Source organism: Serratia quinivorans (genome assembly GCF_946227985.1).
GTDB lineage: Bacteria > Pseudomonadota > Gammaproteobacteria > Enterobacterales > Enterobacteriaceae > Serratia > Serratia quinivorans_A.
In genome coordinates, this window is the sequence record NZ_CAMKGL010000003.1 from 214,501 (window position 1) to 238,280 (window position 23,780).

The 23,780-nt window shown below is 55.3% G+C and carries 28 protein-coding genes; 13 read left to right on the forward strand and 15 right to left on the reverse strand.

Annotated elements, in window-relative coordinates:
* Positions 1-4: 4 nt before the first annotated feature.
* Both mlaE and mlaF read right to left on the reverse strand, forming a co-directional pair.
* The gene (gene mlaE / locus OCH02_RS12400; RefSeq protein ID WP_099062103.1) at positions 5-787 is read right to left on the reverse strand and encodes a lipid asymmetry maintenance ABC transporter permease subunit MlaE; all 783 of its coding nucleotides are present in this window, start codon (positions 785-787) and stop codon (positions 5-7) included.
* A 4-nt stretch (positions 788-791) separates the two neighbouring features.
* Positions 792-1,607 carry a phospholipid ABC transporter ATP-binding protein MlaF gene (mlaF, locus tag OCH02_RS12405; protein ID WP_261431519.1) on the reverse strand — a complete coding sequence of 272 codons (816 nt, stop codon included), beginning with the start codon at positions 1,605-1,607 and terminating at the stop codon, positions 792-794.
* Positions 1,608-2,174: 567 nt separating this feature from the next.
* Here mlaF and OCH02_RS12410 point away from each other — a divergent pair.
* From OCH02_RS12410 to npr, 11 genes are all read left to right on the forward strand, one after another.
* Entirely contained in the window at positions 2,175-3,152 is a 978-nt protein-coding gene (locus OCH02_RS12410; RefSeq protein ID WP_261431520.1) for a calcium/sodium antiporter, read from the forward strand.
* Between the two features lie 20 nt (positions 3,153-3,172).
* Entirely contained in the window at positions 3,173-4,159 is a 987-nt protein-coding gene (gene kdsD, locus OCH02_RS12415; RefSeq protein ID WP_261431623.1) for an arabinose-5-phosphate isomerase KdsD, read from the forward strand.
* A 17-nt stretch (positions 4,160-4,176) separates the two neighbouring features.
* Positions 4,177-4,731 carry a 3-deoxy-manno-octulosonate-8-phosphatase KdsC gene (kdsC, locus tag OCH02_RS12420; protein ID WP_017894144.1) on the forward strand — a complete coding sequence of 185 codons (555 nt, stop codon included), beginning with the start codon at positions 4,177-4,179 and terminating at the stop codon, positions 4,729-4,731.
* Entirely contained in the window at positions 4,728-5,306 is a 579-nt protein-coding gene (gene lptC, locus OCH02_RS12425; protein WP_261431521.1) for an LPS export ABC transporter periplasmic protein LptC, read from the forward strand. Before kdsC ends, lptC begins: the two co-directional genes overlap by 4 nt.
* Positions 5,275-5,814 carry a lipopolysaccharide ABC transporter substrate-binding protein LptA gene (gene lptA / locus OCH02_RS12430; RefSeq protein ID WP_135318175.1) on the forward strand — a complete coding sequence of 180 codons (540 nt, stop codon included), beginning with the start codon at positions 5,275-5,277 and terminating at the stop codon, positions 5,812-5,814. Before lptC ends, lptA begins: the two co-directional genes overlap by 32 nt.
* A 6-nt stretch (positions 5,815-5,820) precedes the next feature.
* Positions 5,821-6,546 carry an LPS export ABC transporter ATP-binding protein gene (gene lptB / locus OCH02_RS12435; RefSeq protein ID WP_135318176.1) on the forward strand — a complete coding sequence of 242 codons (726 nt, stop codon included), beginning with the start codon at positions 5,821-5,823 and terminating at the stop codon, positions 6,544-6,546.
* A 49-nt stretch (positions 6,547-6,595) separates the two neighbouring features.
* Positions 6,596-8,029 carry an RNA polymerase factor sigma-54 gene (gene rpoN / locus OCH02_RS12440; protein WP_261431522.1) on the forward strand — a complete coding sequence of 478 codons (1,434 nt, stop codon included), beginning with the start codon at positions 6,596-6,598 and terminating at the stop codon, positions 8,027-8,029.
* Between the two features lie 23 nt (positions 8,030-8,052).
* Positions 8,053-8,340: a ribosome hibernation promoting factor gene (gene hpf / locus OCH02_RS12445; protein WP_012147063.1), complete on the forward strand. Its 288-nt coding sequence runs from the start codon at positions 8,053-8,055 to the stop codon at positions 8,338-8,340.
* A gap of 285 nt (positions 8,341-8,625) precedes the next feature.
* Positions 8,626-9,087: a PTS IIA-like nitrogen regulatory protein PtsN gene (gene ptsN, locus OCH02_RS12450; protein WP_012147064.1), complete on the forward strand. Its 462-nt coding sequence runs from the start codon at positions 8,626-8,628 to the stop codon at positions 9,085-9,087.
* A 131-nt stretch (positions 9,088-9,218) separates the two neighbouring features.
* Positions 9,219-10,073 carry an RNase adapter RapZ gene (rapZ, locus tag OCH02_RS12455; RefSeq protein WP_012147065.1) on the forward strand — a complete coding sequence of 285 codons (855 nt, stop codon included), beginning with the start codon at positions 9,219-9,221 and terminating at the stop codon, positions 10,071-10,073.
* Positions 10,070-10,342, forward strand: a complete 273-nt coding sequence (gene npr / locus OCH02_RS12460) for a PTS phosphocarrier protein NPr (RefSeq protein ID WP_012147066.1) — start codon at positions 10,070-10,072, stop codon at positions 10,340-10,342. Before rapZ ends, npr begins: the two co-directional genes overlap by 4 nt.
* A gap of 55 nt (positions 10,343-10,397) precedes the next feature.
* Here npr and OCH02_RS12465 read toward each other — a convergent pair whose 3' ends face one another.
* The 10 genes from OCH02_RS12465 to OCH02_RS12510 all read right to left on the reverse strand — a co-directional run bounded on the left by OCH02_RS12465 (position 10,398) and on the right by OCH02_RS12510 (position 19,226).
* Positions 10,398-12,314: a BglG family transcription antiterminator gene (locus OCH02_RS12465; protein WP_261431523.1), complete on the reverse strand. Its 1,917-nt coding sequence runs from the start codon at positions 12,312-12,314 to the stop codon at positions 10,398-10,400.
* A gap of 50 nt (positions 12,315-12,364) precedes the next feature.
* The gene (locus OCH02_RS12470) at positions 12,365-13,579 is read right to left on the reverse strand and encodes a lactonase family protein (RefSeq protein ID WP_261431524.1); all 1,215 of its coding nucleotides are present in this window, start codon (positions 13,577-13,579) and stop codon (positions 12,365-12,367) included.
* A gap of 92 nt (positions 13,580-13,671) precedes the next feature.
* Positions 13,672-14,412: a 2-dehydro-3-deoxy-phosphogluconate aldolase gene (gene dagF / locus OCH02_RS12475; protein ID WP_261431526.1), complete on the reverse strand. Its 741-nt coding sequence runs from the start codon at positions 14,410-14,412 to the stop codon at positions 13,672-13,674.
* Positions 14,409-15,527, reverse strand: coding sequence for a DgaE family pyridoxal phosphate-dependent ammonia lyase (locus OCH02_RS12480; protein ID WP_261431527.1), 1,119 nt, complete (start codon positions 15,525-15,527; stop codon positions 14,409-14,411). The genes dagF and OCH02_RS12480 overlap by 4 nt, the downstream gene beginning before the upstream one ends.
* Entirely contained in the window at positions 15,511-16,650 is a 1,140-nt protein-coding gene (locus OCH02_RS12485) for an amidohydrolase/deacetylase family metallohydrolase (RefSeq protein WP_261431528.1), read from the reverse strand. The genes OCH02_RS12480 and OCH02_RS12485 overlap by 17 nt, the downstream gene beginning before the upstream one ends.
* 62 nt (positions 16,651-16,712) lie before the next feature.
* Positions 16,713-17,363: a DUF4310 family protein gene (locus OCH02_RS12490; protein ID WP_037416299.1), complete on the reverse strand. Its 651-nt coding sequence runs from the start codon at positions 17,361-17,363 to the stop codon at positions 16,713-16,715.
* Positions 17,364-17,374: 11 nt separating this feature from the next.
* Positions 17,375-18,151 carry a DUF4311 domain-containing protein gene (locus OCH02_RS12495; RefSeq protein ID WP_012147073.1) on the reverse strand — a complete coding sequence of 259 codons (777 nt, stop codon included), beginning with the start codon at positions 18,149-18,151 and terminating at the stop codon, positions 17,375-17,377.
* Between the two features lie 30 nt (positions 18,152-18,181).
* Positions 18,182-18,478 (reverse strand): DUF4312 family protein, encoded by a 297-nt coding sequence (locus OCH02_RS12500; RefSeq protein ID WP_261431529.1) that lies wholly within the window; start codon positions 18,476-18,478, stop codon positions 18,182-18,184.
* A complete protein-coding gene (locus OCH02_RS12505; RefSeq protein ID WP_012147075.1) occupies positions 18,478-18,843 on the reverse strand; it encodes a glycine-rich SFCGS family protein in 366 nt (121 codons plus the stop codon). Before OCH02_RS12505 ends, OCH02_RS12500 begins: the two co-directional genes overlap by 1 nt.
* A 35-nt stretch (positions 18,844-18,878) precedes the next feature.
* Positions 18,879-19,226: a glycine dehydrogenase gene (locus OCH02_RS12510; RefSeq protein ID WP_167519928.1), complete on the reverse strand. Its 348-nt coding sequence runs from the start codon at positions 19,224-19,226 to the stop codon at positions 18,879-18,881.
* Positions 19,227-19,649: 423 nt separating this feature from the next.
* Between OCH02_RS12510 and rnk the strand changes: the two genes are divergently transcribed.
* The gene (gene rnk, locus OCH02_RS12515; RefSeq protein ID WP_261092743.1) at positions 19,650-20,060 is read left to right on the forward strand and encodes a nucleoside diphosphate kinase regulator; all 411 of its coding nucleotides are present in this window, start codon (positions 19,650-19,652) and stop codon (positions 20,058-20,060) included.
* Between the two features lie 39 nt (positions 20,061-20,099).
* Here rnk and OCH02_RS12520 read toward each other — a convergent pair whose 3' ends face one another.
* Positions 20,100-20,888 (reverse strand): sulfite exporter TauE/SafE family protein, encoded by a 789-nt coding sequence (locus OCH02_RS12520; protein WP_261431531.1) that lies wholly within the window; start codon positions 20,886-20,888, stop codon positions 20,100-20,102.
* Positions 20,889-21,010: 122 nt separating this feature from the next.
* Here OCH02_RS12520 and OCH02_RS12525 point away from each other — a divergent pair, with 122 nt between their 5' ends.
* On the forward strand, positions 21,011-21,796 hold the full coding sequence (locus tag OCH02_RS12525; protein WP_261431533.1) for an AraC family transcriptional regulator: 786 nt from the start codon (positions 21,011-21,013) through the stop codon (positions 21,794-21,796).
* Here the strand turns inward: OCH02_RS12525 and cybC are convergent.
* Positions 21,793-22,179 (reverse strand): cytochrome b562, encoded by a 387-nt coding sequence (cybC, locus tag OCH02_RS12530; protein ID WP_261431535.1) that lies wholly within the window; start codon positions 22,177-22,179, stop codon positions 21,793-21,795. The two genes, OCH02_RS12525 and cybC, sit on opposite strands and share 4 nt — an antisense overlap.
* Before the next feature lie 151 nt (positions 22,180-22,330).
* Positions 22,331-23,671 (reverse strand): metalloprotease PmbA, encoded by a 1,341-nt coding sequence (gene pmbA, locus OCH02_RS12535; protein ID WP_153858866.1) that lies wholly within the window; start codon positions 23,669-23,671, stop codon positions 22,331-22,333.
* Between the last annotated feature and the right edge of the window lie 109 nt (positions 23,672-23,780).

The following is a 23,780-nucleotide window of genomic DNA, read 5'->3' on the forward strand; positions in this document are numbered from 1 at the left end:
CGAATCAATTCCCAAACATCAGTGCTGTCAGCACGAAATCCAATCCCAACACCGCCAGTGACGAATGTACCACGGTACGGGTCGTTGCCCGGCTAATCCCTTCAGAGGTCGGTACCGCATCATAACCGTTGAAGATGGCAATCCAGGTCACGGTGATGGCAAATACCACGCTCTTGATCAGGCAATTGAGCAAGTCTTTTTTCCACTCTACGGCACCCTGCATGGCCGACCAGAAGAAGCCGCTGTCAATGCCCTTCCAATCCACGCCGACCACCGAACCACCCCAGATGCCCAGCGCGACAAAGATCAGCGTCAGCAGTGGCATGCTAATTAAACCGGCCCAGAAGCGCGGCGCGACAATACGCCGCAGTGGATCGACCGCCATCATTTCCAGGCTGGAGATTTGCTCGGTTGCCTTCATCAGACCAATTTCGGCCGTCAGGGCGGAGCCGGCGCGGCCGGCAAACAGCAGTGCGGTGACCACCGGCCCCAGTTCACGCAGCAACGATAAGGCCACCATCATACCCAGACTGGCTTCGGCGCTGTAGGTGGTGAGCACCAGGTAACCCTGCAGCCCCAACACCATGCCGATAAACACCCCGGAAACCATGATGATCAGCAGCGACTGCACGCCCACGCTATGCATTTGCTTGAGCAACAGCGGCCACTGCTTGCGCGGCTCAGGCCGCCCGACCAACGCGTTGAACAGCATCAATCCGGCGCGCCCAAAGCTGGCGCTGGTGTTGATGCCACGGCGTCCTAACGACGCTAACGCCTGTAATAACATCAGCTTATTTACTCCCTAAACCTAACAACTCGGCCTGATAATCGCCGGCCGGATAACGGAAAGGCACCGGCCCATCGGCAATACCATCCAGGAACTGGCGCACGCGTGCATCAGGATTGTTCTGTAATTCTTGCGCCGTGCCTTGGGCAATCACCCGATGATCGGCAACAATGTACGCGTAGTCGGCGATGCTCAGCACCTCCGGTACATCGTGCGAAACCACAATGCAGGTGATGCCCAGCGCGTGATTGAGCTCATCAATCAGCTTCACCAGCACGCCCATGGTGATCGGATCCTGACCGACGAAAGGCTCGTCGAACATGATCATCTCTGGGTCAAGCGCAATTGCCCGCGCCAACGCCGCACGCCGCGCCATACCGCCTGACAACTCATTGGGCATCAGCTCGGCCGCGCCACGCAGTCCGACCGCCTCCAGTTTCATCATCACCGTGCTGCGCAGGATCGGTTCCGGCAAACGGCTGTGTTCACGCAGGGGATAAGCCACGTTTTCAAACACCGTCAGATCGGTAAACAGCGCGCCTGACTGGAACAACATGCTCATTTTCTTACGTGCTTCATACAGCTGATGGCGGGACAACGCGGGAATGTTATCGCCATCAAACCAGATCTCACCGCTGTCCGGCGCCAACTGGCCGCCAATCAGACGCAGCAGCGTCGTTTTACCAATACCGGACGGCCCCATGATCGCCGTCACCTTGCCACGGGGAACCGTCAGGTTGATGTCTTCGAATATGAGTCGATCGCCACGCGAGAAAGTCATGTCGCGAACTTCGACCAGATTCTCTGCCTTCTGGTGCATGTTAATGGATCCTTTGCGGCTTATTTTTGCCAAATCTACCCGCGATGTTAAAGCAACGGGCGCAATGCGTCTCATCTTTACAAAAACTTACCGGCATTTCGTTACCAATGGTGCGCTAAGGCTGTGCTTCTCCTTGTGCGTGGCACCGTCGCAGACCCAAAAGTCCGTAATCAAGGCGGAGGGTGATGGACATAGTGGACCTACGTTCAAGCCCGACAACGCAGAGTACGGGCTTTTGGGGCGCGACCCTAAGGGCTGGGGCCATTTGAGCGCGCCCCTGTGTTACGAGCCGCTTATTTGGCACACCAAATCTCACGACTCGCGCCTTGCTGCGCACTCAAATTGCCACCAGCGGTGTTCACGCACAAGGAGAAGCACAGCCTAATTTTACTTTTACGCGCCACCCGGTCAAAATTGGCACCATAACGAAAAAAACGAAAGTGTTCATATATTAGCCGGGAAATCCCGTTGCTGCGGCTTTAGCCTGCGCAACGGAGGGCAAAGCAAGATAGCCGAATTACGGCTTTTAACCAACGAACCGGGATAATTCCCAACAAAGGACCCTGCATGTTTCTCGCGATAGTTTTATTAATCGTTGGTTTATTTTTACTGGTGTATGGCGCAGACCGCTTAGTTTACGGTGCTGCGGTGATTTCTCGTTCCCTTGGTGTGCCACCGCTGATTATCGGCATGACTATCGTCGGCATCGGCACTTCGCTGCCGGAACTGTTTGTTTCGACCACCGCCGCGCTGAACGGGCAGATAGATATGGCGGTGGGAAACGTAATAGGTTCCAACATCACCAATATTCTATTGATCCTTGGCGTTGCCGCGCTGATCCACCCGCTGGCTGCACGTTCTGAAGTATTGCGCCGCGAACTGCCGCTGATGTTGGCGGTCACAGTATTGTGCGGTTTCGTGCTGATGGACGGCACGCTAAGTCGGCTGGATGGCGTGTTGCTGTTGGCCGCCGCAGCCGTCTTCATTCTGCTGATGTTGAAAATTGCCCGGCTGGCACAGCGTGAAGGCAACGATAGCCTGACCGTGGAACAAATGGCCGAGCTGCCGCAGGACAGCAGCAACACCGTGGCGGTGCTGTGGCTGGTGCTGGCGTTTATCATTCTGCCGCTGTCCTCCAAAATGGTGGTCGATAACGCCACGGTGATCGCGCACTTTTTCGGTATGAGTGAGCTGGTGGTCGGTCTGACCCTTATCGCTGTCGGCACCAGCCTGCCGGAGCTGGCCACCTCCATCGCCGGAGCACTAAAGGGTGAGGATGATATGGCCATTGGCAATATCATCGGCTCCAACATTTTCAATACGGTGATAGTGCTGGGTGTCCCCGCCCTGCTGTCCCCTGGCAGGGTCGATGGCGCCGCCTTCCACCGCGATTACTGGGTGATGCTGGCGGTCAGCATTGTGCTCACCGCCTTGTGCGTTGGGCGTAAACATCGCATCGGTCATCTGGCAGGGGCTCTGTTATTATGTGGCTTTATTGCGTATCTTGCGGTGCTGTTTTTTAACCCTTTCAGTACTTTCGGCTAAACCGAGGGGCGGGAATGAGTATGTCGAACATTCAGTTGCAACCAGGCTTTGATTTTCAGCAGGCAGGCAAAGAAGTGCTGCAGATTGAGCGTGACGGGCTGGCCCAGCTCGATCAATACATCAATGCAGACTTTACCCGCGCCTGCGAGCTGATCGCCGAATGCACCGGTAAAGTGGTGGTGATGGGCATGGGTAAATCCGGCCATATCGGCTGCAAGATTGCCGCCACCTTCGCCAGCACCGGCACGCCTTCGTTCTTTGTTCACCCTGCGGAAGCCAGCCACGGTGATCTGGGCATGGTGTCTGCGCAGGATATTGTGCTCGCCATCTCCAACTCCGGCGAGTCCAACGAAATCCAGGCGCTGATCCCGGTATTGAAGCGCCAGCAAATCCCGTTGATCTGCATGACCAACAACCCGGAAAGCTCAATGGGCAAGACCGCGGATATTCACCTGTGCATCAAGGTGCCACAGGAAGCCTGCCCGCTCGGCCTGGCACCGACCACCAGCACCACCGCCACCCTGGTAATGGGCGATGCGTTAGCCGTTGCCTTGCTGAAAGCCCGCGGTTTCACGCCGGAAGATTTTGCGTTGTCACATCCTGGTGGCGCTTTGGGCCGCCGACTGCTGTTGCGCGTGAGTGATATCATGCACAGCGGCGATGAAATTCCCCATGTCAGCCCCGATGCATCGCTACGCGACGCGCTGCTGGAAATCACCCGCAAAAATCTGGGCATGACGGTCATCTGTGACGATCTGATGAAGATCGCCGGTATCTTTACCGATGGTGACTTGCGCCGGATTTTTGATATGGGTATCAATCTCAACGAGGCCAGGATCGTCGATGTTATGACGCTCGGTGGCGTGCGAGTACGTCCGAACCTGCTGGCGGTCGACGCGCTGAACCTGATGCAGCAACGTCATATCACCTCAGTGCTGGTTGCCGATGGCGACCAGTTGCTGGGTGTGGTACATATGCATGACATGCTGCGCGCCGGCGTCGTTTAATTATGGAAGAGAACTCAATGAGTCTGGTTGAAACCTGCTACGGGCCTGTAGAACAAGACGTCATGGCTCGCGCCGGTAAAATCCGCCTGCTGATTTGTGATGTCGATGGCGTGCTGTCAGACGGCCTGATTTTCATGGGCAACAACGGTGAAGAATTAAAGGCGTTTAACGTACGCGACGGTTACGGCATTCGCTGCCTGAAAACCTCGGATATTGAAGTGGCAATTATTACCGGCCGCTCCGCCAAACTCCTGGAAGACCGCGCAAATACCCTCGGTATTACCCACCTTTATCAGGGGCAATCCGATAAGCTTTTGGCCTTCCGCGAACTGTTGGATACACTGTCGCTAACGGCAGATCAGGTAGCCTATATCGGTGACGACCTGATCGACTGGCCGGTGATGGCCCAGGTTGGCCTGGCAGTCGCGGTAGCAGATGCACATCCTCTGTTGCTGCCACGAGCCCACTATATTACCCGCATTGCCGGCGGCCGCGGTGCGGTACGCGAGCTGTGTGACATTATTCTTTTGGCTCAGAACAAGCTGGAGGACGCCAAAGGGCTGTCGATATGAGTAAAACCAAACTTTGGATCACCATCCTGCTGGCGGTGATCGCATTGGCGCTGATTGGCTGGAACATGACGGATGTCAATGATGATGCCACGCCGGGGCCGGTTAACAGCCAGGACCCGACTTATCAGAGCCAGCATACGGTCACCATAGTGTACAATCCGACCGGCAAGCTGAGCTATAAGCTGGTGGCGGAAGACGTAAAGTACTATGAGGCCGACGAATTAAGCTGGTTTACCCAGCCAGTGATGACGCTGTTTGATGAAAACGCGACGGCCACCTGGTCAGTTCGCGCCGATCGCGCCAAACTGACTAAAGACCGGATGCTGTATCTTTACGGCCATGTCGAGGTGAACAGCCTGACCACCACCTCACAGCTGGAAAAAATTAAAACAGACAATGCTCAGGTGAACCTGGTGACCCAGGATGTGGCTTCGGATGACGAAGTGACGCTCTATGGGACGAACTTCACCTCTAACGGCATGAAAATGCGTGGGAACCTGCGGGCCAAAACCGCTGAGCTGATTGATAAGGTTAAGACCAACTATGAAATTCAGAACCAACAAACAAAGCCGTAATCTGTTGATCGGCAGCTTGATTTTGGCCGCCAGCGCCCCCGCCTGGGCCCTGAAGTCCGACTCCAGCCAACCGGTAAGCATCGACTCGCTGAAACAGTCTCTGGATATGCAGAGCAACGTCAGCACCTTTACCGATAACGTGGTGATCAAGCAAGGCACTATCGATATCAAGGCAGACAAGGTTGTGGTGACCCGACCAGGCGGCGATCAGAACAAAACTTATATCGAAGCCTTTGGCAACCCGGTGACTTTCTATCAGATGCAAGACAACGGCAAGCCAGTGAAAGGCCACGCGCAGAAGGTCCGTTACGATGTGGCGTCGCAGTTGGTGACCCTGACCGGGAACGCCTATCTGGAACAGCTCGACAGCAACGTAAAAGGCGATCGCATCACCTATCTGGTGCAACAGCAGCAAATGCAGGCGTTTAGCGACAAAGGCAAACGCGTGACTACGGTTCTGGTACCGTCGCAGTTGCAAGACAAAAACGGGCAAAAGAAGAGTAACTAATCACTTATGGCTACACTCATCGCAGAAAACCTGGCGAAAGCCTACAAGGGCCGCAAAGTTGTTGAAGACGTCAGCCTGAAAGTGAAATCCGGCGAGATCGTCGGCCTGCTGGGGCCAAACGGCGCCGGCAAGACCACCACCTTCTACATGGTGGTGGGTATCGTTCAGCGTGATGCCGGGCGTATCGTGATTGACGAAGAAGACATCAGCCTGTTGCCGCTGCACGCCCGTGCGCGTCGTGGCATCGGCTATTTGCCGCAGGAAGCCTCAATCTTCCGCCGCCTCAGCGTGTATGACAACCTGATGGCCGTGCTGGAGATCCGTGAAGATCTCAGCAGCGAGCAGCGCGCAGACCGTGCGGTAGAGCTAATGGAGGAATTCCATATCACTCACCTGCGCGACAACCTGGGCCAGGCGCTGTCCGGTGGTGAACGCCGCCGCGTCGAGATCGCCCGTGCGCTGGCGGCTAACCCGAAATTCATCCTGCTGGATGAGCCGTTCGCCGGGGTTGACCCGATTTCCGTTATCGACATAAAAAAAATTATCGAGCACTTGCGTGACAGCGGCCTGGGCGTGCTGATCACCGACCATAACGTGCGCGAAACGCTGGACGTGTGTGAACGCGCCTATATCGTCAGCCAGGGCAAACTGATTGCCCACGGCACGCCGGATGCTATTCTGGCCGATGAGCAGGTGAAACGCGTTTATCTGGGCGAAGAATTCCGCCTCTGAGTGCCAGCGCGTCCTGATGGACGACTGTTAACGGAAGTAGACTGAAGATATGAAGCAAGGTTTGCAACTCAGGTTTAGCCAACAACTGGCCATGACCCCCCAGCTCCAGCAGGCGATTCGCCTGCTGCAGTTGTCCACGCTTGAGCTCCAGCAGGAGATACAGCTGGCGTTAGAGAGCAACCCATTGCTTGAACAGAGCGACCTGCACGAAGAAGTCGACGCCAAAGAAACTGTCGAAACCGAAGGTTTGGATACCCGCGAGGCGTTGGAACAAAAGGACATGCCCGAAGAGCTGCCGCTCGACGCCACCTGGGACGAAATCTACACCGCAGGCACGCCGTCCGGTACCCGCACCGATTACAGTGACGATGAGCTACCGGTTTATCAGGGCGAGACCACCCAGACCCTGCAGGATTACCTGATGTGGCAAGTGGATCTGACGCCATTTTCTGATACCGATGCCGCTATTGCCACCTCGATTGTCGACGCCGTTGATGACACCGGCTATCTCACCGTGCCGCTGGAAGACATTCTGGAGAGCCTGGGTGACGAGAATGTGACAATGGACGAAGTCGAAGCGGTATTGAAGCGCGTACAGCGTTTTGATCCGGTTGGCGTTGCCGCGCGCGACCTGCGCGATTGTCTGCTGGTTCAGCTTTCCCAGTACGCTAAAGACACGCCCTATCTGGCTGAAGCACGCCTGATCATCAGCGAGCATCTGGACCTGCTGGCTAACCACGACTTTCGCAGCCTGATGCGAACAACGCGCTCAAAAGAAGATACACTGAAAGAAGCGATGATGCTGATCCAGTCACTGGATCCTCGTCCGGGTCAGTCGATCAACACCGGCGAATCCGAATATGTGATCCCGGACGTGCTGGTGCGCAAAGTGCAGGATGTCTGGACGGTCGAGCTCAACAGCGACAGCATTCCACGCTTGAAGATCAACCAGCAGTACGCCGCGATGGGCAATAGTGCACGTAACGACAGTGACGGGCAGTACATCCGCAGCAATTTGCAGGAAGCGAAATGGCTGATCAAAAGTCTGGAAAGCCGAAACGACACTCTGCTGAAAGTTTCGCGCTGCATCGTCGAGCAGCAACAGGCGTTCTTTGAACAGGGCACAGAATTTATGAAGCCCATGGTGCTGGCAGATATCGCCCAGGCCGTGGAGATGCATGAATCGACAATTTCACGCGTGACCACGCAAAAGTTTTTGCACAGTCCGCGCGGCATTTTCGAATTGAAATATTTCTTCTCCAGCCATGTGAATACCGACAGCGGGGGCGAAGCCTCCTCTACGGCGATCCGGGCAGTGGTCAAGAAAATGATCGCGGCGGAAAACCCCGCCAAACCGCTCAGCGACAGCAAGCTGGCTACCCTGCTCTCCGACCAGGGGATCATCGTGGCGCGGCGCACCGTCGCCAAGTACCGAGAGTCTTTGTCCATCCCGCCGTCCAACCAACGTAAACAGTTGGTTTGACCTCTATTGAGAAGGAAGACATTATGCAGCTCAACATTACCGGACACCACATCGAAATCACCGAACCTTTGCGCGAGTTCGTGAACACCAAGTTCGCCAAACTCGAACAGTATTTTGACCGCATAAATCAGGTGTATGTCGTTCTTAGTGTGGAAAAAGTGCAGCAGATTGCGGAAGCGACGGTGCACGTGAATGGAGGCGAGTTGCACGCCACCTCGGAAGACGAGAACATGTATGCTGCAATTGACTCCCTGATCGACAAACTGGCGCGTCAATTGAACAAACATAAAGACAAACTGAAACAACACTGACATTCTGGGCCGTTTCCGTCAGCGGATACGGCTCAAACGTAGCCTCGGCCATCGGCGCGTTACCTGTATTACCTTAGATAATTGGAGTTGCATCAAGGCGGCAAGGGAACTTATCCCAATGAGCTTACTCAGGTAAGTGATTCGGGTAAGTGATCGCAGCCAACACAGAGGCGGCTTCAAGTATGACGGGTATGGGTACGCGCCGATAAGCCATCAAGGTTAAACAAGGCGAAAAATCACCTCACAAGCCTCCTGCTTGCTGGTGTGGTTTTAAGTGAAGATGAGATGAACAACGAAACAATGCAATTAAGCTCGGTGTTAAACATCGAGTGCACCAGAAGCTCCGTCCATTGCACCAGCAAGAAACGGGCTTTGGAAATTATCAGCGAACTGGCCGCAAAGCAGCTCAACCTGTCATCACAGGTCGTGTTTGACGCGGTTCTCACCCGCGAGCGCATGGGCAGTACCGGTATCGGCAATGGTATCGCTATTCCCCACGGCAAACTGGAAGAGGACACACTGCGGGCCGTTGGCGTGTTTATCCGTCTCGACCAACCTATCGCCTTTGACGCCATTGATAACCAGCCGGTCGATCTGCTGTTTGCCTTACTGGTACCTGCCGACCAATGTAAAACCCATTTGCATACTCTGTCGCTGGTCGCCAAACGCCTGGCCGACAAAACCGTATGCCGCCGCCTGCGTGCGGCGCAAAGTGACGAAGAACTTTACCAAATCATCACCGAGTAACGCCCGGCTGGCGTGACTTCCAGCCCAGATAACGATACTGTTTAGCCACGATGGATCCCGGCTCGTACAGGGATCCTAAAGTTTCTAACGGTGGCGATAAACGCCACTGAGATGCCAGGGGGAGTTGCCACATGGTGCTGATGATTGTCAGCGGCCGTTCCGGTTCAGGGAAATCCGTCGCCTTGCGGGCGCTGGAAGACATGGGTTTTTACTGCGTTGATAACCTGCCCGTGGTACTGCTGCCGCAGCTTGCCAATACGCTGGCGGAACGCAATAGCTCCGCTGCGGTAAGCATCGACGTACGTAACATGCCGGAATCGCCGGAAGTGTTTGAATATGCGATGACCCAACTGCCGGACAGCTTTTCGCCACAGTTGCTGTTCCTCGATGCCGACCGTAATACGTTGATTCGCCGCTACAGTGATACTCGCCGTCTGCATCCGCTATCGAGCAAGAACCTGTCGCTGGAAAGCGCCATCGATGAAGAGAGCGACCTGCTTGAGCCACTTCGCTCCAGGGCCGATCTGATCATCGATACCTCAGAAATGTCAGTGCATGAACTGGCCGAAATGCTGCGTACCCGCCTGTTGGGCAAACGCGAGCGCGAACTGACCATGGTGTTCGAATCCTTTGGTTTCAAGCACGGTATTCCAATCGACGCCGATTATGTCTTCGACGTACGCTTCTTGCCTAACCCGCACTGGGATCCGAAACTGCGCCCGATGACCGGTCTGGATAAACCCGTCGCCTCGTTCCTCGATCGCCACACTGAAGTGCACAACTTTATCTACCAGACCCGCAGCTATCTCGAACAATGGTTGCCTATGCTGGAAACCAACAACCGCAGCTACCTGACGGTCGCCATTGGTTGTACCGGCGGTAAGCACCGTTCAGTCTACGTGGCAGAACAGCTGGCCGACTACTTCCGCTCACGCGGCAAAAACGTGCAGTCACGCCATCGCACGCTGGAAAAACGCAAACAATGACGGTCAAACAAACGGTTGAAATCAAAAACAAGCTGGGTATGCACGCACGCCCGGCGATGAAGCTGTTTGAGCTGGTGCAGAGCTTTGATGCCGAGGTGATGCTACGCAACGACAGTGGCACCGAGGCCGAGGCCAGCAGCGTGATTGCGCTGCTGATGCTGGACTCCGCGCAGGGGCGTCATATCGAAGTGGAAGCCACCGGCCCGGATGAAGCGAAAGCACTGGCGGCGGTGATCGAATTGATCAATTCCGGTTTTGACGAAGACTAAAGAGTCAGGTGCGCTACATGCTGCGCACCTGCTTTACAACACATCATTCCTGCAGCTATATCCGGCTTAAACAGTCCAGCGCCACCGCCTTGAAGCTGTCGAAATTGTCACTGCCCAACAGGCGACTCATCGAACGTTCGCGCACAAAGGTGACGAACAGATCGTAGATTGCCATCGCCTCTTCGTAATCGCTCTTACTGATCGCCAGCAGGAAAATCACGTGAGCAATTTCACCCTCCCCCCAGACCACCCCCTGTGGTGCCAGCAGCGTCACCACGACGGTTTTTTTCGCCAGCAACCCCAGCGAGTGCGGCAATGCTATCCCTTCACCCAGCAGGGTGGAAACAATCGCCTCGCGCTCCACCACCGAAGGATAAAAATCATCGCCAACATAGCCTTCGCGTTCAAGCTGGCCGCACACCTTCTGGAACAATTCCGCCTGGGTCAGCGGCTCGTTGACCAACATAAAATGCTCGGCGTCGAAGAACTTCTCCAGCATATAGGGCTTGGTGCGATCCACCAGCACCAGTTTGCCGAGCTGTTCGAGCTGGTATTCGGTCGGGAACGGCGACATGACCACCACCGGCTTGTTCTTTTCGCTAACCCGCGCATTGGAAATAACGAAGTCTTCGTCGATATGGCTGAGTACCTCGTAATCACGCAGTGAAACGATGCGCGTCATCACCAACTGCGGGTATTTGCGTGCGATCTGCGCCTGGATCATCCGCACCGTCGAGTTACCGGTATCGCACACCAGCATCACCTGCGGATGTCGCTCATAGCCGATGTTGTAATGCCGCTCCAGCCCAACGCCAATGTGCAGTACCAGATAACCAATCTCGTTTTCACTCAGGGTGTAAGGCGTGTATTTCCCCCAGCTGGAGACCGCGGCCAACGTCACGTCATAGGCCATCGGGTAGTGCTGTTTAATGTTCGCCAGCAGCGGGTTGGGGATATTAATCTGGTATTTCACCCGGGTGATCATGGTCTTGATATGGGTCAGCAGATCGGCACGCAGCTGCTTGTCACCCTGCAGATTGTAGTTATAGTGCGCATTGATATACGACAGAATGTAATCTACCAACGCTTCTTCATCGTCGGCATTGATCTCGGTCGGTTGCACCTCCTGCACCCGCCGCGCGGCGATGTTCACCCGCAGGTAGGCCTCTTCCGCTATCGATATCTCTTTGCCACTGGCTTTGCGCAGTTCCCCGGCCAGCCAGGTCGAAACCTTGCGCACCGCGTCATCCCCGTCCTCTACGTCAAAGTCCGGCAGCGGATAACCATCGGTAATACGTCGCAGCGCCACTGCACAATAGAAAATCAGATACTGCTCACCTTCGTCCGTCAAACGAATGGCATATTGCGACAGCAACGGATGCAGCAAACCGGCAAAGGTCACCACCTGCGGTTGCCGCAGGATCTCATTGTTGAGCAGCGGATTTTCGGCATCGGCCAGATGCAATTGGAATAACAGATCGGTCAGACAGGCGCGGATCGCCATCTCCGAACCAAACAGCTTCATGCCGTAGCGCGGTTTGGTTTCAATGGTCAATTGGTAGTGCGCCAGACGCTCTCTTACCTCAGCCATGTCGTTTTGCAGCGTGCCACGGCTGACAAACCATTCATCGGCTAAATCTTCAAGTTTCAGAGAAAAGGCTGAGGTCAGAAAACGAATCAGCAAATAGTGCACCCGTTCCTGCGCGCTGCGTGGCGTGGCGTGTTTTTTACGTTCCTGATGTTGCAGGGCGCTAAACAGTACGGCGTCATCGACCTGCAGGCGATAACCCGCCCCACGGCTATGCACAAAGTGGGCACCATAGTTTTCCAGAATATCGTTCAGCGCGGTGATGTCGGTGCGCACGGTTCGGGTGGAAACAGCGAAGCGCTTCGCCAGCTCTTCCTGTGGCAAAGTCTCTGACTGCAAAGCATCAAACAGATAGGCCAAACGCGGGTAGGGAAATCGCACCATTCACTTTCCGTCATTAAGGTGCCCGCCTGGGGAATCAGGCAGGCAAAGGGTTACTTCACCACCGGCAAGAACACCATTTGCGAAGGGCTGCCCACCGGCGTATAGCCTTCAACAAAGCTGAGTTTACCGCTGGCCTTATCCACGCCAAAGCGGGTGACGTTATCGCTGCGTTGGTTCATTGCATACAGATAATGGCCGTCCGGGCTTAGCGTCAGGGATCGTGGATAATCGCCGCGCGTCCAGGTTTCCGCCACCGCGTGCAACTCGCCATCGCTGCCGACGCTGAACTGCGCGATGCTGTTATGTAGCCGGTTGGCAACATACAGATTTTTGCCGTCTGCGCTCAGAACCAGCCCGGCGGCGAAGTTGGTACCCTTATAATCGGCAGGCAGCGAAGAAACAACATGTAACTGTTTCAGAGTCCCTTTTTTGCTGTCAAAACGGTAGCTGGTCAGCGTAGAGGCCTCTTCATTCACCAGCAGCACAGTTTTGCCGTCCGGATGGAAGACAAAGTGACGCGGGCCGGCACCAGCAGAAGATGCGGCGACCCACGGTGGATCGTTCGGCGTCAGTTGGCCACTGGCATCGTCAAAGCGCCACTGGTAGATCCGATCCAGCCCCAGATCGGTAGAAAACACAAACTTGCCGCCAGGATCGCTGGCGATCATATGCGCATGCGGCCCGTTGTGATCGCTGATGGCAAAACTGCCTTCCACCGCACCTTCCGGCTTGCCGGCACCTGCGGGCCCTTGCTGTTGCTGTACCGAGCTGGCGTTACCCAGCTTACCGTCACTCTCCAGCGGGAAGGCCGCCACGGTGCCACTGACGTAGTTCGCTACCAGCAGATAACGGCCATTGGGCGTCGGAGAAAGATAAACCGGCCCCGCGCCTTGTGAATCGACCTGATTAAGCTGCGTCAGGCCGCCATCGGACGGATTGATATGGTAGGCAATAATGCCGCCGTGTTTGGTGCCGTTAAAATCCGCCACTTCACTGGCAACATACAGCGTCTGACCTTTGGCATCCACGGTAAGCTGTGCCGGATTGGCCTGCTTGCTGACCAGCGTTCTGGCGCTTAACGCACCGCTGGCCGAATCAACCTGCACCCGGTAAACGCCTTCACCGTTGGGGTTGTAGGTACCGATATAAGCAAAATGAGATGACGTAGATTTCATTGCATCCTCAGCATGCAGCACCGGGCTGGTCATCGCCAGTAGCGCCAGGGTTAACGCGGTGCGTAGGGTTGGAGACTGCCAGTTTCGCATAGTTATCCTTATGATAGAAAGCGGCGCGGAATGCCCGCGCCTGTGGATACAGAGCCTGTCGCCTCCCTGCCTTACGTCATCCGATAATGCGTTTACCCGACCAGTTTTTTGGTGATTGCCAGCAGAGTTTTAACGTCCTGCGGGCGAGTGTTGCCAGTAGCGGAGTCGATGATGGAGCTGTAGATATGTGGGATCACCCGTTTCACACCCGCAGCCAATGCGATCTCGACGATCGGCTCGAAGTTTTCCAGATCGATGCCGCCGGTCGGTTCCAGCATAAAGTCATGTTCGGCGCAGGCCTGGGCCACATACTGGTATTCTTCTTTGCATGCCAACCCGCCCATCGGGAAATATTTGATTGAGCTGCCGCCCATGTCTTTTAACAGGGCAATGGCGGTTTCCACAGGCACAATGCCGTCCGGTGCCGCTGCACTCAGCGGGCCGGTTGAGATCTTCACCCAGCCAACGCGGCCGGTAGGCGATACCAGGCCGTTGACCACGCTGTCATTTTGGCCCAGCAGCGCACGGCTGGCACCGACACCGGTAAACACCTGGTTTACGTGTTGCGGCTGCACCTGCTGAGAAATCAGGCTGACCATCGCCGATTGTTTCGGATCCCCCGCGCCCAGCCCCACTGACAGCGCATTTTCAATCAGCCGCGCATAGCGCTGCATGTCTGCCACCGCGCTGTCGACGTCCGGGTAGTTCTTGGACAGAACGCCCACCAGCACATGCCCTTCCGCCGCCGAATAAATGTCCTGCGCATTGTCTTTCGAGCCGGCCAATACGTTGAGGCACACGCGATCGCGATAGTAGTTAGGGTGCAGCTTCATGCTTGTTTCTCCGTGAACAGATTTTTAATACAGGTGAAGACGGTCATCAGCTGTTGCTGATCAACGCTGCGCACATCCACTTCAATCTTGCCTTCGTTAGCCTTATAGCCGCGGAAGTAGATGGCGATAGCGCCGGTTTTCAGCGCCTGCACGATGTCGTAGGTCGAATGCCCCAGCACCGCTTCGTCAAAGGTGATCTCTGCCCGCGCAATATCACGGCCGGCACTGTCCCAGACGGTTTTAGCGCTGATACCGGTCAGGGTGTTCAGGCTGTCGATAAACGGCGTCATTCTTTCCACCATTTGTTGACCGGTGGTTTTTTCCAACGTCAGATAGCTTTCGATCGCCTGCGTCAGGCCGAGAATGCCTTCTTTGCCCACTTTCATCGCCCGGCCGATGCCGCCGGACTGCAGCTTCACCCACTCGACGTATTGCTTCTTGCCGATCACCAACCCGCTGGTGGGGCCTTCGATGGCTTTGGCACCGCTGTAAATAACCAGGTCGGCCCCCATCTGGTAGTAGCACAGCAAATCTTCTTCCGCGGCGGCGTCGACGATCAGTGGCAGGTTATGCTTACGCGCCACCACCACCGCCTGCTCAACGGAAAGAATGCTTTTCTGCACGCAGTGGTGCGACTTGATATAGAGAATGGCGGCGGTCTGCGGCGTGATGCAGGCTTCGAGCTGCTCGGCAGAACACTCGTTGGCATAACCCGCCTCGACCACTTTGCCGCCCCCCAGCGCCACCATGGTGTCGACCGGTGCGCCGAAGTTGACGTTATGGCCACGCGGCAACACGATTTCCCGCGGTACGCTAATCGGCGCAGAGTGCAAATTCACCAGCAGGTTGGCGTTGTCTTTAACGATCAGTGCCGCCACCGACTGGGCGATACCTGCCGAGGCGCAGGAAACGATCACCGCATCTTCGACATTCAACAGATTGGCGATATAGGCCCCGGTCTTGTCGACCAGATCCTTGATTTCAAAATAGTGATTCAGGCCGTAGTCAACCGCGTCAATGACGTCCTGACGCGGCGTGGATACGCCAAGCATGGTCATGCGACCTGACGTATTAATGACCTGTTTTAAATTATATTTTTCATAAATCGAAGACATGAGCGGCTTTCCCTTCATCGGTTAATAGGATTTCCCCGGCCACCACCGCGGCCAGCGGAACCAGCAACTGTTGGCCGGCTGCCGATTGCCCTTCTGAATCGGCAAAAACCTGCGGCCCCTGGCGGAGATCAAAAAGGGTGAAATCGGCGTCGCAACCCACTTCGAGCCGGCCCTTATTGACCAGGCGTAGCGCCGACGCGGCATTCTCAGTCACGCAGGCGATCACCTGCGGCAGCGACAGCCCGACGCTGAAGAATTTGGACATCACCGTCGCCAGGCTGTGTACCGGCCCGGCCATACGGTTGCGGCAGTAAATATCGGAACTGATGGTATGTGGCAAAATGCCCAAGGCAATCGCCTGCCGGGCGACCTCAAAGCTGAAGCTGGCGGTTCCGTGGCCAACGTCGAGCAACACACCGCGCTGCAGCGCACGCTGAATAGACTCACGCAGCGTGCCCGCCGGAGTCAGGATACGGTTTGGCTTGCCGTTGTAGCAGTGGGTGATAATGTCGCCACGGGTCAGCAGATCGGCTATCTCATCGAGATCCGGTGGGTTATTGCCGATATGCACCATCAGCGGCAATTGGTTATTTTCCTGTTGGATCTCTTTGGCAAGCACCAGCGGCCGGGTGCCATTCTGGCCGACCACGCTGCTGCTCATGCGCGCCTTGATGCCAATGATAAAACCCGGGTGTTCGCCTATCGCCTGGCTGACTTTCTGCTTGTCGATATCGGCCAGGTCTGCCAGTTCGTTCTGTCGCAGCAGACCGATGCGCGAAATATTCAGGAAGGCAAAAACGTTGGTTTTCGCACGGCGCGTCAGTGCATAAAACGTATCGACATCGTCAGTGCCGGTGCTACCGGCGTCGACCACCGTGGTGACGCCACAGGCGGTGCCGACCAAATCCGGTTCGTCATGGTAAATCGGCGAAGAGGGGTAGCAATGCACGTGGGAGTCGATCCAGCCGGCACTCAGGTGGTGATTGCCCGCCAGATCCCATTGCCGATGAGCGCGAACGTCTTCAGCCAGTTGCCCGACCTCGGCAATCTTGCCGTCCTGAACCGCCAAATCGACCAGTCGGTCATCCGCCAGTCTGGCGCGTCTGATTACTAAGTCATACATACTGCGTCACTCCTTTTCAAGCCGGGGAGCGGCATACCGCTCCCCAACAATCACAATCGCATTTAAGCGATGGCTACCGGGAAAATAGCCCCTAACAGCATCGCCCCGAGGATCGCCCCACCGGTGATTGGCTTATTCCAGATATAGAACAGCAGTGCGCCGAGCAGTGAACCAATGCCAATCGGAATCGAAGCGGTCATCGCCGACAGAATGATCAACGGCCCCAGGAAACGCCCGGAAGAGTTACCGGCCCCCATCATCACGTCCGCCCCGTAGGTGGAATTGCTTTGGTTGATGGTAAATTTACGCGCCAGAATGATCAGGTAGCCAATCGCCAGACCAATCACCAGGCCGGTGATGAGTGAAGCGGCAAAGTTGGCAACCGGGAAGATAATGCCGGCCCCGAGCAACAGTGCCGGCACTCCCAGACCTACACCGGTCTGGATTGCACCGCCGATGTCCAGGATCCCCACCAGTGAGCCTTCGATGATGCGCGCAAACAGGAAGCTGGCACCGAATGCCGCTACCGCACCATAAACGCCGGTATCCATTCCGGCCCGCAGCATGGAAACGAAGGCCACTTCGTTAAAGGCACCGATGCCGTACAGGTAGTACATGTGGGTCCCGGCGAACACGCCGGACGAGAGCAGGCCAACAAAAATCGGGAATGACCAGTCGGCATACCAGAAGCCTTTTTGGGTTTGTTCTTCCATCATCCAGCTCCTTATTTACCGCTCAGGGTATTGTGAATGGCATCCAGCCAGCCCGGCACGCCAAGGCTGAAGGACTCGAGGACTTTCATGTCGAAGCCGCGGAAGAAACCGCTCAGCACGAACAACAGCACGATCACGGCCATCATGATCTTGGTGATTTTGTTCCAGCCGCTCTCTTCCACGCCTTTACCGATCAGGATGCCCAGCACCAGACCCGGTACGGCGTTGCCCATGATCAGCTGCGCCAAACCGCCAAAGATGGTGCCCCAGAAACCGGAGCGACGCCCGGCGTCGATCGCCGCCAACCAGAAAATCACCGGCATCACGGTGTTCACCAGCAGGTTAGCCGCCGGTACCAACACTTTAATCGCCGTGACTTGCAGTGCAGCAGGCACTGCTGAAGCGGTGGTGTTAAGGAAAGCCACCACCAGCATGCCAATGATGCCGCACGCGATAGCCATTTTTTTCGGATCGTGCAGCGTTTGCGCCAGGTTGCGGTTTTTGACCATCAGCGCTGCCGCACCCCAGTGTGGGATAATGCGGTGGTCAACGTCCTGCGTGAAGGCACCTGCCGCCACGGAAGACGCCCAGGCGTTGAAGAAGAAGCCCAGACCGAATGAGAAGTGGGAAGCCGGATCGCCCTCGCAGGAGTTCAGCTCGCCCAAGGTACGGAAAGCGCCCATGCCCTGGGTGGTCGGGGCATGGAACATGCGTGCGGCGCCGGCCCCTACGCCAACCCCCACCAGTCCGCCGATAATAAGCGACTTAAATAAGATGATTAAAAACATCAGTATACCCTTTGATTTATGCTAACGTTTTTATTTCGTGACGAAGACAACTTTTTCTGTGTTGATGATTGTCACGTTCACGGTTATTTCCAGAGTAACGGAGTAGTTTTTTCTTTCGCGCGGAAGAAAGAAAAAAAGAAACTTTTCTTTTGTTATTTTCTCTTCCGCTTTTAATACGCTGACATCCTGCGGTTCAATACGCAGCAGAATATTACTGGTGGATTTTAATACCGCGCCCTGCACGTTGGCCAAAGCGGAAGCAAAAGCTTTCGCTTTGCTGTCGCCTTTACCCTCCACCTTTACCGACGTTGTATAGTGTTCTTTCATTACGGATTGCCGTGTTTTTTAACGTAGGCCTCAACCAACCTTTGTCCCAGCTCTTCTTTATCCATAAAACCGAAACCTAATACGGTGCAGCCTTCGTTAATTGCCGTCACGCCTTCATCAATCGAGCGCATGCCGTATTTAGCTTTATAACCGTATTTGGTCTGAGCGGTAATTGCCCCTGCACCGCCGCTGCCGCAGAAAGAAATGCCCAACTGCGCGCCTTCCGCTTTCATCACGTCGCCCAGCTTCATATCCGCCGCCACGCCAGGGATAACAATGGCTTTTCCGCCTGCATTTTCAATGCCCTGACCTACTTTCTGACCTTTACCCAAACGATCGCCAATCACTACAGTAATCTGACCCATGGTATTTTCTCCTGATTAAATTAGTTCGTTAACAGCTATTGGTTATTATCTTTTGCCACTTCAAAATGCACGGAAAGTAAATAAGCTTCTTCGATAGGTAAAGTTGCAAACTGCCCCACTACCCGCTCGGCCATTTGCATTGATTCCGCCGAAATTTCATCAAACAGTGATTTATCGACTTCCGGTAATGGCTCACCGGTTATTGAACGTAGCACCATGGCACGAATATGCGACTCCAGCATCTGTTGCTGTACCGCGTTGGTATAAATACCCTCGGCGTTTAGCATCTCGGTAATACCTGCCAGCACCTGTTCGGTGATTGTCCCGGCCAGGCTGACATCGGGTTGCTCACTATTTTCTATCGCAACAGATCCATCATTCACTTTTCAGTACCCCTAGATCCAAACATGATTCGGTCAATTGCACGGCATCACCTGAATAACCCGCCTTCTCTGATGCCTTTACCCTAACCCCGGGGAGATTTTCTGTGTAGCCTGTTTTTTTCCAGTTGGAAGTGGAAATTCAGTGACCGTCAGGGATCCATTTCGCAAAATAAGCATTTGCCAGATAATTCAATTAAATTACAAAAAGATAACGCCACAAAGTGTTTCCAGCTCGCCCGGCGACGGTGAAAAGCTTCGTGATCGGGATCTCTTTCTTTTCCCCGCTTAACCGCCTACTATCGGTAAGACAATTCGACATCAACAACACCCCCGCTCCTCTGGCGCGGGGGTGTTGCTTTTGTGCTGTTTTTCCGAATTTATGGGCGCGTAACCTGACGCCCTTTGATTTGACTGGAGAGTGGAATGACCAAACCAACCATTACTATTAATGAGCTGGATGCGGAGCGCCTGGATGCGCTATTGGCACAACCGGCCTTTGCCAACACCGATGTCGCCACTGCGCTGAACATCGAGCTGGATCGCGCCGAAATTCTGCCGCCGTCCCAAATCCCAGCCAACGTGGTAACCATGAACAGCCGCGTGCGTTTCCGCGACCTGCATACTGCAGAAGAACACGTGCGGACGCTGGTTTACCCGGCTTCGCTGAAGGACAGCCACGAACAGCTTTCGGTTATGGCACCTTTGGGCGCAGCCCTGCTGGGCATGCACATAGGTAACCAGATTACCTGGCAGTTGCCGAACGGTGAGGAAGCACATATCGAGGTGCTGGAACTGTTGTACCAGCCGGAAGCGGCAGGTGAATACCACCGCTAAGCGGTTATCAGGGCGGTACCCTGCCGCCCTTTCTGTGCCTTACAAACTGATGGCGATCAAAACCAGGATCAGCAGCAATATATAAATTCTGGCATGCCACCTGTCGTTAACCTTCGGCAGCCATCTTTTGGCAAACGCTATCCCCGCAATACCCGCCACCACCAACATACCCAGCAGGGTGAGATTGACATAACCCAGATATTGCGGCCCGGTCATTTCCCTCCAGCCCAATCCGATATACATCAATGCACCAATGACGGCGACCGGGATCGACAACGGATTGGCCGCGCTGACGCAATGCTTCATTTCGTAGCCATGCCGACGCAATAAAGGCACGGTCAGCACGCTCCCCCCGACACCGAGTAAGGTCGCAATCACCCCGATTACCGGACCACCGACCCACAAGGTCGTTTTTGACAGCCCTGCACGGGCCGGCTTGACTAAAAAACCCTGTCTGAACAGACAATCTGCGATCGTCACCAGCATATAAAGAATAAACAGCAGCCGAACCACTGCGTCCTCAAGAAAACTGGAGGCAAAAGCCCCCAATGCAGCGCCAATGCCGATAAAATAAACCAACGGGACAATGGTTTCACGCAGCAGGTTACCGCTGCGCCAGTTGGTGAAGGTGGCATAACCCGAATTCAGGATCATTACCGCCGTCGAGGTCGCTACCGCGATATGCATCGCCTGACCAGGGTGTTCGCCCGAAGCCGCAACCAGATGATAAACAAAGGGAACCACCACAAAACCACCGCCAAAACCGAACAAAATGGTGGTAATGCCGGTAATAAACCCGGTTAACAATACGAGAATGATATCTGCCATAGCCTCAAGTCCCCCCTGAGTAAAAATGTCGGAGGGCAGAATAAAACGATGGCTATTGGCTTGCTTCATATGAAAGGCCAACTATCATTGCGTTTCGGCCAAACTGCTCAATAACAGGTTTTATGCGTAACTTACGTATTGATGACCTCGACCACGTGCCCAGACCGGTGATTGCCATAGGTACCGACTATCCTTCAGGCCATCTGTTGCCCATGCATAGCCACCGGCGTGCCCAGCTGTTGTATGGCGCTACCGGCGTGATGCACGTATTCACCCGCCAGGGGAACTGGCTTGTGCCACCGCAGCGAGCGGTATGGCTACCGCCACAGATGCCGCATGAGGTGAGAATGGTCGGCGTCACTACCCGCAGCCTGTACATTGAGCCTGCAGCGCTGCCGGCCGCTCAGCCACAGGTTTGCCAGGTGGTTAGCGTGACACCGCTGCTGCGCCAACTGTTGATGGCGGCGGTCGATATGCCACTGGAGTATCAGCAGCAAGGCCGTGACGGCGCATTGGTCAGTCTGTTATTGCATGAGATTGCCCACCTACAATCTCTGCCACTGCACATCCCACTGCCTGCCGACCGGCGACTGGAGGAACTGTGCCAACGTTTTCTGCAGCAACCTGACGCGCACGACTCGCCGCAGGCCTGGGCTAAACGCCTGTATATGAGTATCCGCAGCTTCAGCCGCTTTTTCCGGGATCAAACCGGCATGTCATTTTCACAATGGCGTCAACGGGCCTGCGTAGTGTTGGCGTTGGCCCGGTTGGCTGAAGGTAGCAGTGTGACTCAGGTAGCGCTGGAAATGGGTTATGAAAGCAGCGCGGCGTTTGCAACCATGTTTCGCCGCGTACTGGGGCAGGCGCCGTCCTGTTATCTGGCCTCAGAACGGCGCGAAAGGGTTTAGCGGAATTTCTTGTGGTTGGCGTCGCGGGTTTGCTTGAAACCCTGGGCGACCTGTTTGGCTTCTGCCAGCTTGCCCTGATTAGCCAACGCCAGCGACTGATCGATCTGGCCAATCAGCGTATCCAGCCCGTGATGGAAATCTTTTATCTCTGGGCTATCGTTGGCTTTGTCCTCCATTTTTGGCGGCTTGCTTTGCTTGGCATCCACTGCCGCGGCACGCATATTCTGCAAGCTTTGTTTGAAGGTATCGGTAGAGTCGGTGCTCAGCACCTTTTTGTAATTGCCTGCGATGGTATCCATATCGTCGGCCAGATCGGCCGCGACCGCCAGTGAACTGGCACCCAATAATGCCAACGCCAACAGCGCTTTCAGTTTGTTCGACATACTTGCTCACCTTCCAGTTATCGTTTTATTTGACCCAGCCTAACCATAGGCAAGGGGACTGAAAACCGAAACCGAAGATTTGTAAGCAAGGTTAAAACGGGGAAGGGGAAGTGATGCGGCTGGCAACCGGAGCGGCCAGCCGTAAGCAGATTTACTGACCGGCGATTTTCATGTCCGGCAACAACACGGAACCACACTGGATGTTGCTGCGGGTTTCGATATCGCTGCCCACGCTGACGATATTGCGCAGCATATCTTTCAGGTTACCGGCAATGGTTACCTCGCTGACCGGATATTGGATCTCGCCATTTTCCACCCAAAAACCAGCCGCGCCGCGTGAGTAGTCACCGGTAATACCGCTGACGCCCTGCCCCATCAGTTCGGTGACCACCAGGCCGGTCCCCAACTGTTTCAACATGCCGGCAAAGTCATTACCCTGACCGGCAATACGCCAGTTATGGATGCCGCCCGCATGGCCAGTACTGTGCATGCCGAGCTTACGCGCCGCATAGCTGGTCATCAGCCAGGTTTGCAGCACGCCGTCTTTGACAATGTCACGCCGTTGAGTACGCACGCCCTCGCTGTCGAACGGCGTGGAAGCCAGCCCTTTCAGCAGATGCGGATGCTCTTCGATGGTCAGCCACTCCGGCAGGATCTGCTTGCCCAGCGAATCCAGCAGGAAAGTCGATTTACGGTAAACGCTGCTGCCGCTGATGGCGCCAACCAGGTGGCCGAACAAACCGGTCGCCACTTCAGAGGCAAACAGCACCGGTGCGGTCATGGTCGACAGCTTGCGCGGAGACAGGCGTGACAAGGTGCGACGGGCACATTCCTGCCCCACCCATTCAGGGCTTTCCAGATCGCTCATCGCACGGCCGATGGTATAGGCGTAATCACGCTCCATATCCCCCCCCTGCTCGGCGATCACACAGCTCGACAACGAATGTCGGCTGGAACAATAGCTTTGCAACATGCCGTGGCTGTTGCCGAACACTTTAATGCCGTAGTGGCTGTTAAAGCTGCCGCCTTCGGTATTGGTGATGCGCTTGTCCGCCGCCAGGGACGCCTGTTCGGCGCGGGCAGCCAGCTCAATACCGCGATCGGCATCCAGCTCTGCCGGGTGGAACAGATCCAGGTCCGGCGCGTCAAATGCCAGCAGGTCTTTCTCCGCCGGGCCGGCATGAGGATCCACCGAGGTATAACGGGCGATATCCAGCGCCGCCTGCACGGTGCGAGCAATAGCGTCCGGGCTGAGATCGGTAGATGAAGCGCTGCCTTTACGTTGCTGGTGATAGACGGTAATACCCAACGCGCCATCGCTGTTGAATTCAACGTTCTCCACCTCGCCAAAGCGGGTGCTGACGCTGATACCGGTAGATTTGGTCACGGCAACTTCTGCCGCATCAGAACCGGCGCGCGCCAGTTCCAAAGCCTGTGAAACGGCCTGTTCCAGCGCCTTGCGCTGCTGTGCAACTTGAGTGACTACTTTCATCAATCTGCCATACTTAATCAGAAAATCGTTGAGAAAAGTGCCGTGGCGGCGTGGTTGCGCGTGGAGTCACACGCAAAAATCATGAGATTTATACTTTTGAGTCTAACAG

Excerpts from the sequence above, each read along its gene's own strand:
- mlaE (WP_099062103.1), bottom strand. The coding sequence starts at position 787 with ATGTTATTACAGGCGTTAGCGTCGTTAGGACGCCGTGGCATCAACACC.
- mlaF (WP_261431519.1), bottom strand. The coding sequence starts at position 1,607 with ATGCACCAGAAGGCAGAGAATCTGGTCGAAGTTCGCGACATGACTTTC.
- OCH02_RS12410 (WP_261431520.1), top strand. The coding sequence starts at position 2,175 with ATGTTTCTCGCGATAGTTTTATTAATCGTTGGTTTATTTTTACTGGTG.
- kdsD (WP_261431623.1), top strand. The coding sequence starts at position 3,173 with ATGTCGAACATTCAGTTGCAACCAGGCTTTGATTTTCAGCAGGCAGGC.
- kdsC (WP_017894144.1), top strand. The coding sequence starts at position 4,177 with ATGAGTCTGGTTGAAACCTGCTACGGGCCTGTAGAACAAGACGTCATG.
- lptC (WP_261431521.1), top strand. The coding sequence starts at position 4,728 with ATGAGTAAAACCAAACTTTGGATCACCATCCTGCTGGCGGTGATCGCA.
- lptA (WP_135318175.1), top strand. The coding sequence starts at position 5,275 with ATGAAATTCAGAACCAACAAACAAAGCCGTAATCTGTTGATCGGCAGC.
- lptB (WP_135318176.1), top strand. The coding sequence starts at position 5,821 with ATGGCTACACTCATCGCAGAAAACCTGGCGAAAGCCTACAAGGGCCGC.
- rpoN (WP_261431522.1), top strand. The coding sequence starts at position 6,596 with ATGAAGCAAGGTTTGCAACTCAGGTTTAGCCAACAACTGGCCATGACC.
- hpf (WP_012147063.1), top strand. The coding sequence starts at position 8,053 with ATGCAGCTCAACATTACCGGACACCACATCGAAATCACCGAACCTTTG.
- ptsN (WP_012147064.1), top strand. The coding sequence starts at position 8,626 with ATGAACAACGAAACAATGCAATTAAGCTCGGTGTTAAACATCGAGTGC.
- rapZ (WP_012147065.1), top strand. The coding sequence starts at position 9,219 with ATGGTGCTGATGATTGTCAGCGGCCGTTCCGGTTCAGGGAAATCCGTC.
- npr (WP_012147066.1), top strand. The coding sequence starts at position 10,070 with ATGACGGTCAAACAAACGGTTGAAATCAAAAACAAGCTGGGTATGCAC.
- OCH02_RS12465 (WP_261431523.1), bottom strand. The coding sequence starts at position 12,314 with ATGGTGCGATTTCCCTACCCGCGTTTGGCCTATCTGTTTGATGCTTTG.
- OCH02_RS12470 (WP_261431524.1), bottom strand. The coding sequence starts at position 13,579 with ATGCGAAACTGGCAGTCTCCAACCCTACGCACCGCGTTAACCCTGGCG.
- dagF (WP_261431526.1), bottom strand. The coding sequence starts at position 14,412 with ATGAAGCTGCACCCTAACTACTATCGCGATCGCGTGTGCCTCAACGTA.
- OCH02_RS12480 (WP_261431527.1), bottom strand. The coding sequence starts at position 15,527 with ATGTCTTCGATTTATGAAAAATATAATTTAAAACAGGTCATTAATACG.
- OCH02_RS12485 (WP_261431528.1), bottom strand. The coding sequence starts at position 16,650 with ATGTATGACTTAGTAATCAGACGCGCCAGACTGGCGGATGACCGACTG.
- OCH02_RS12490 (WP_037416299.1), bottom strand. The coding sequence starts at position 17,363 with ATGGAAGAACAAACCCAAAAAGGCTTCTGGTATGCCGACTGGTCATTC.
- OCH02_RS12495 (WP_012147073.1), bottom strand. The coding sequence starts at position 18,151 with ATGTTTTTAATCATCTTATTTAAGTCGCTTATTATCGGCGGACTGGTG.
- OCH02_RS12500 (WP_261431529.1), bottom strand. The coding sequence starts at position 18,478 with ATGAAAGAACACTATACAACGTCGGTAAAGGTGGAGGGTAAAGGCGAC.
- OCH02_RS12505 (WP_012147075.1), bottom strand. The coding sequence starts at position 18,843 with ATGGGTCAGATTACTGTAGTGATTGGCGATCGTTTGGGTAAAGGTCAG.
- rnk (WP_261092743.1), top strand. The coding sequence starts at position 19,650 with ATGACCAAACCAACCATTACTATTAATGAGCTGGATGCGGAGCGCCTG.
- OCH02_RS12520 (WP_261431531.1), bottom strand. The coding sequence starts at position 20,888 with ATGGCAGATATCATTCTCGTATTGTTAACCGGGTTTATTACCGGCATT.
- OCH02_RS12525 (WP_261431533.1), top strand. The coding sequence starts at position 21,011 with ATGCGTAACTTACGTATTGATGACCTCGACCACGTGCCCAGACCGGTG.
- cybC (WP_261431535.1), bottom strand. The coding sequence starts at position 22,179 with ATGTCGAACAAACTGAAAGCGCTGTTGGCGTTGGCATTATTGGGTGCC.
- pmbA (WP_153858866.1), bottom strand. The coding sequence starts at position 23,671 with ATGAAAGTAGTCACTCAAGTTGCACAGCAGCGCAAGGCGCTGGAACAG.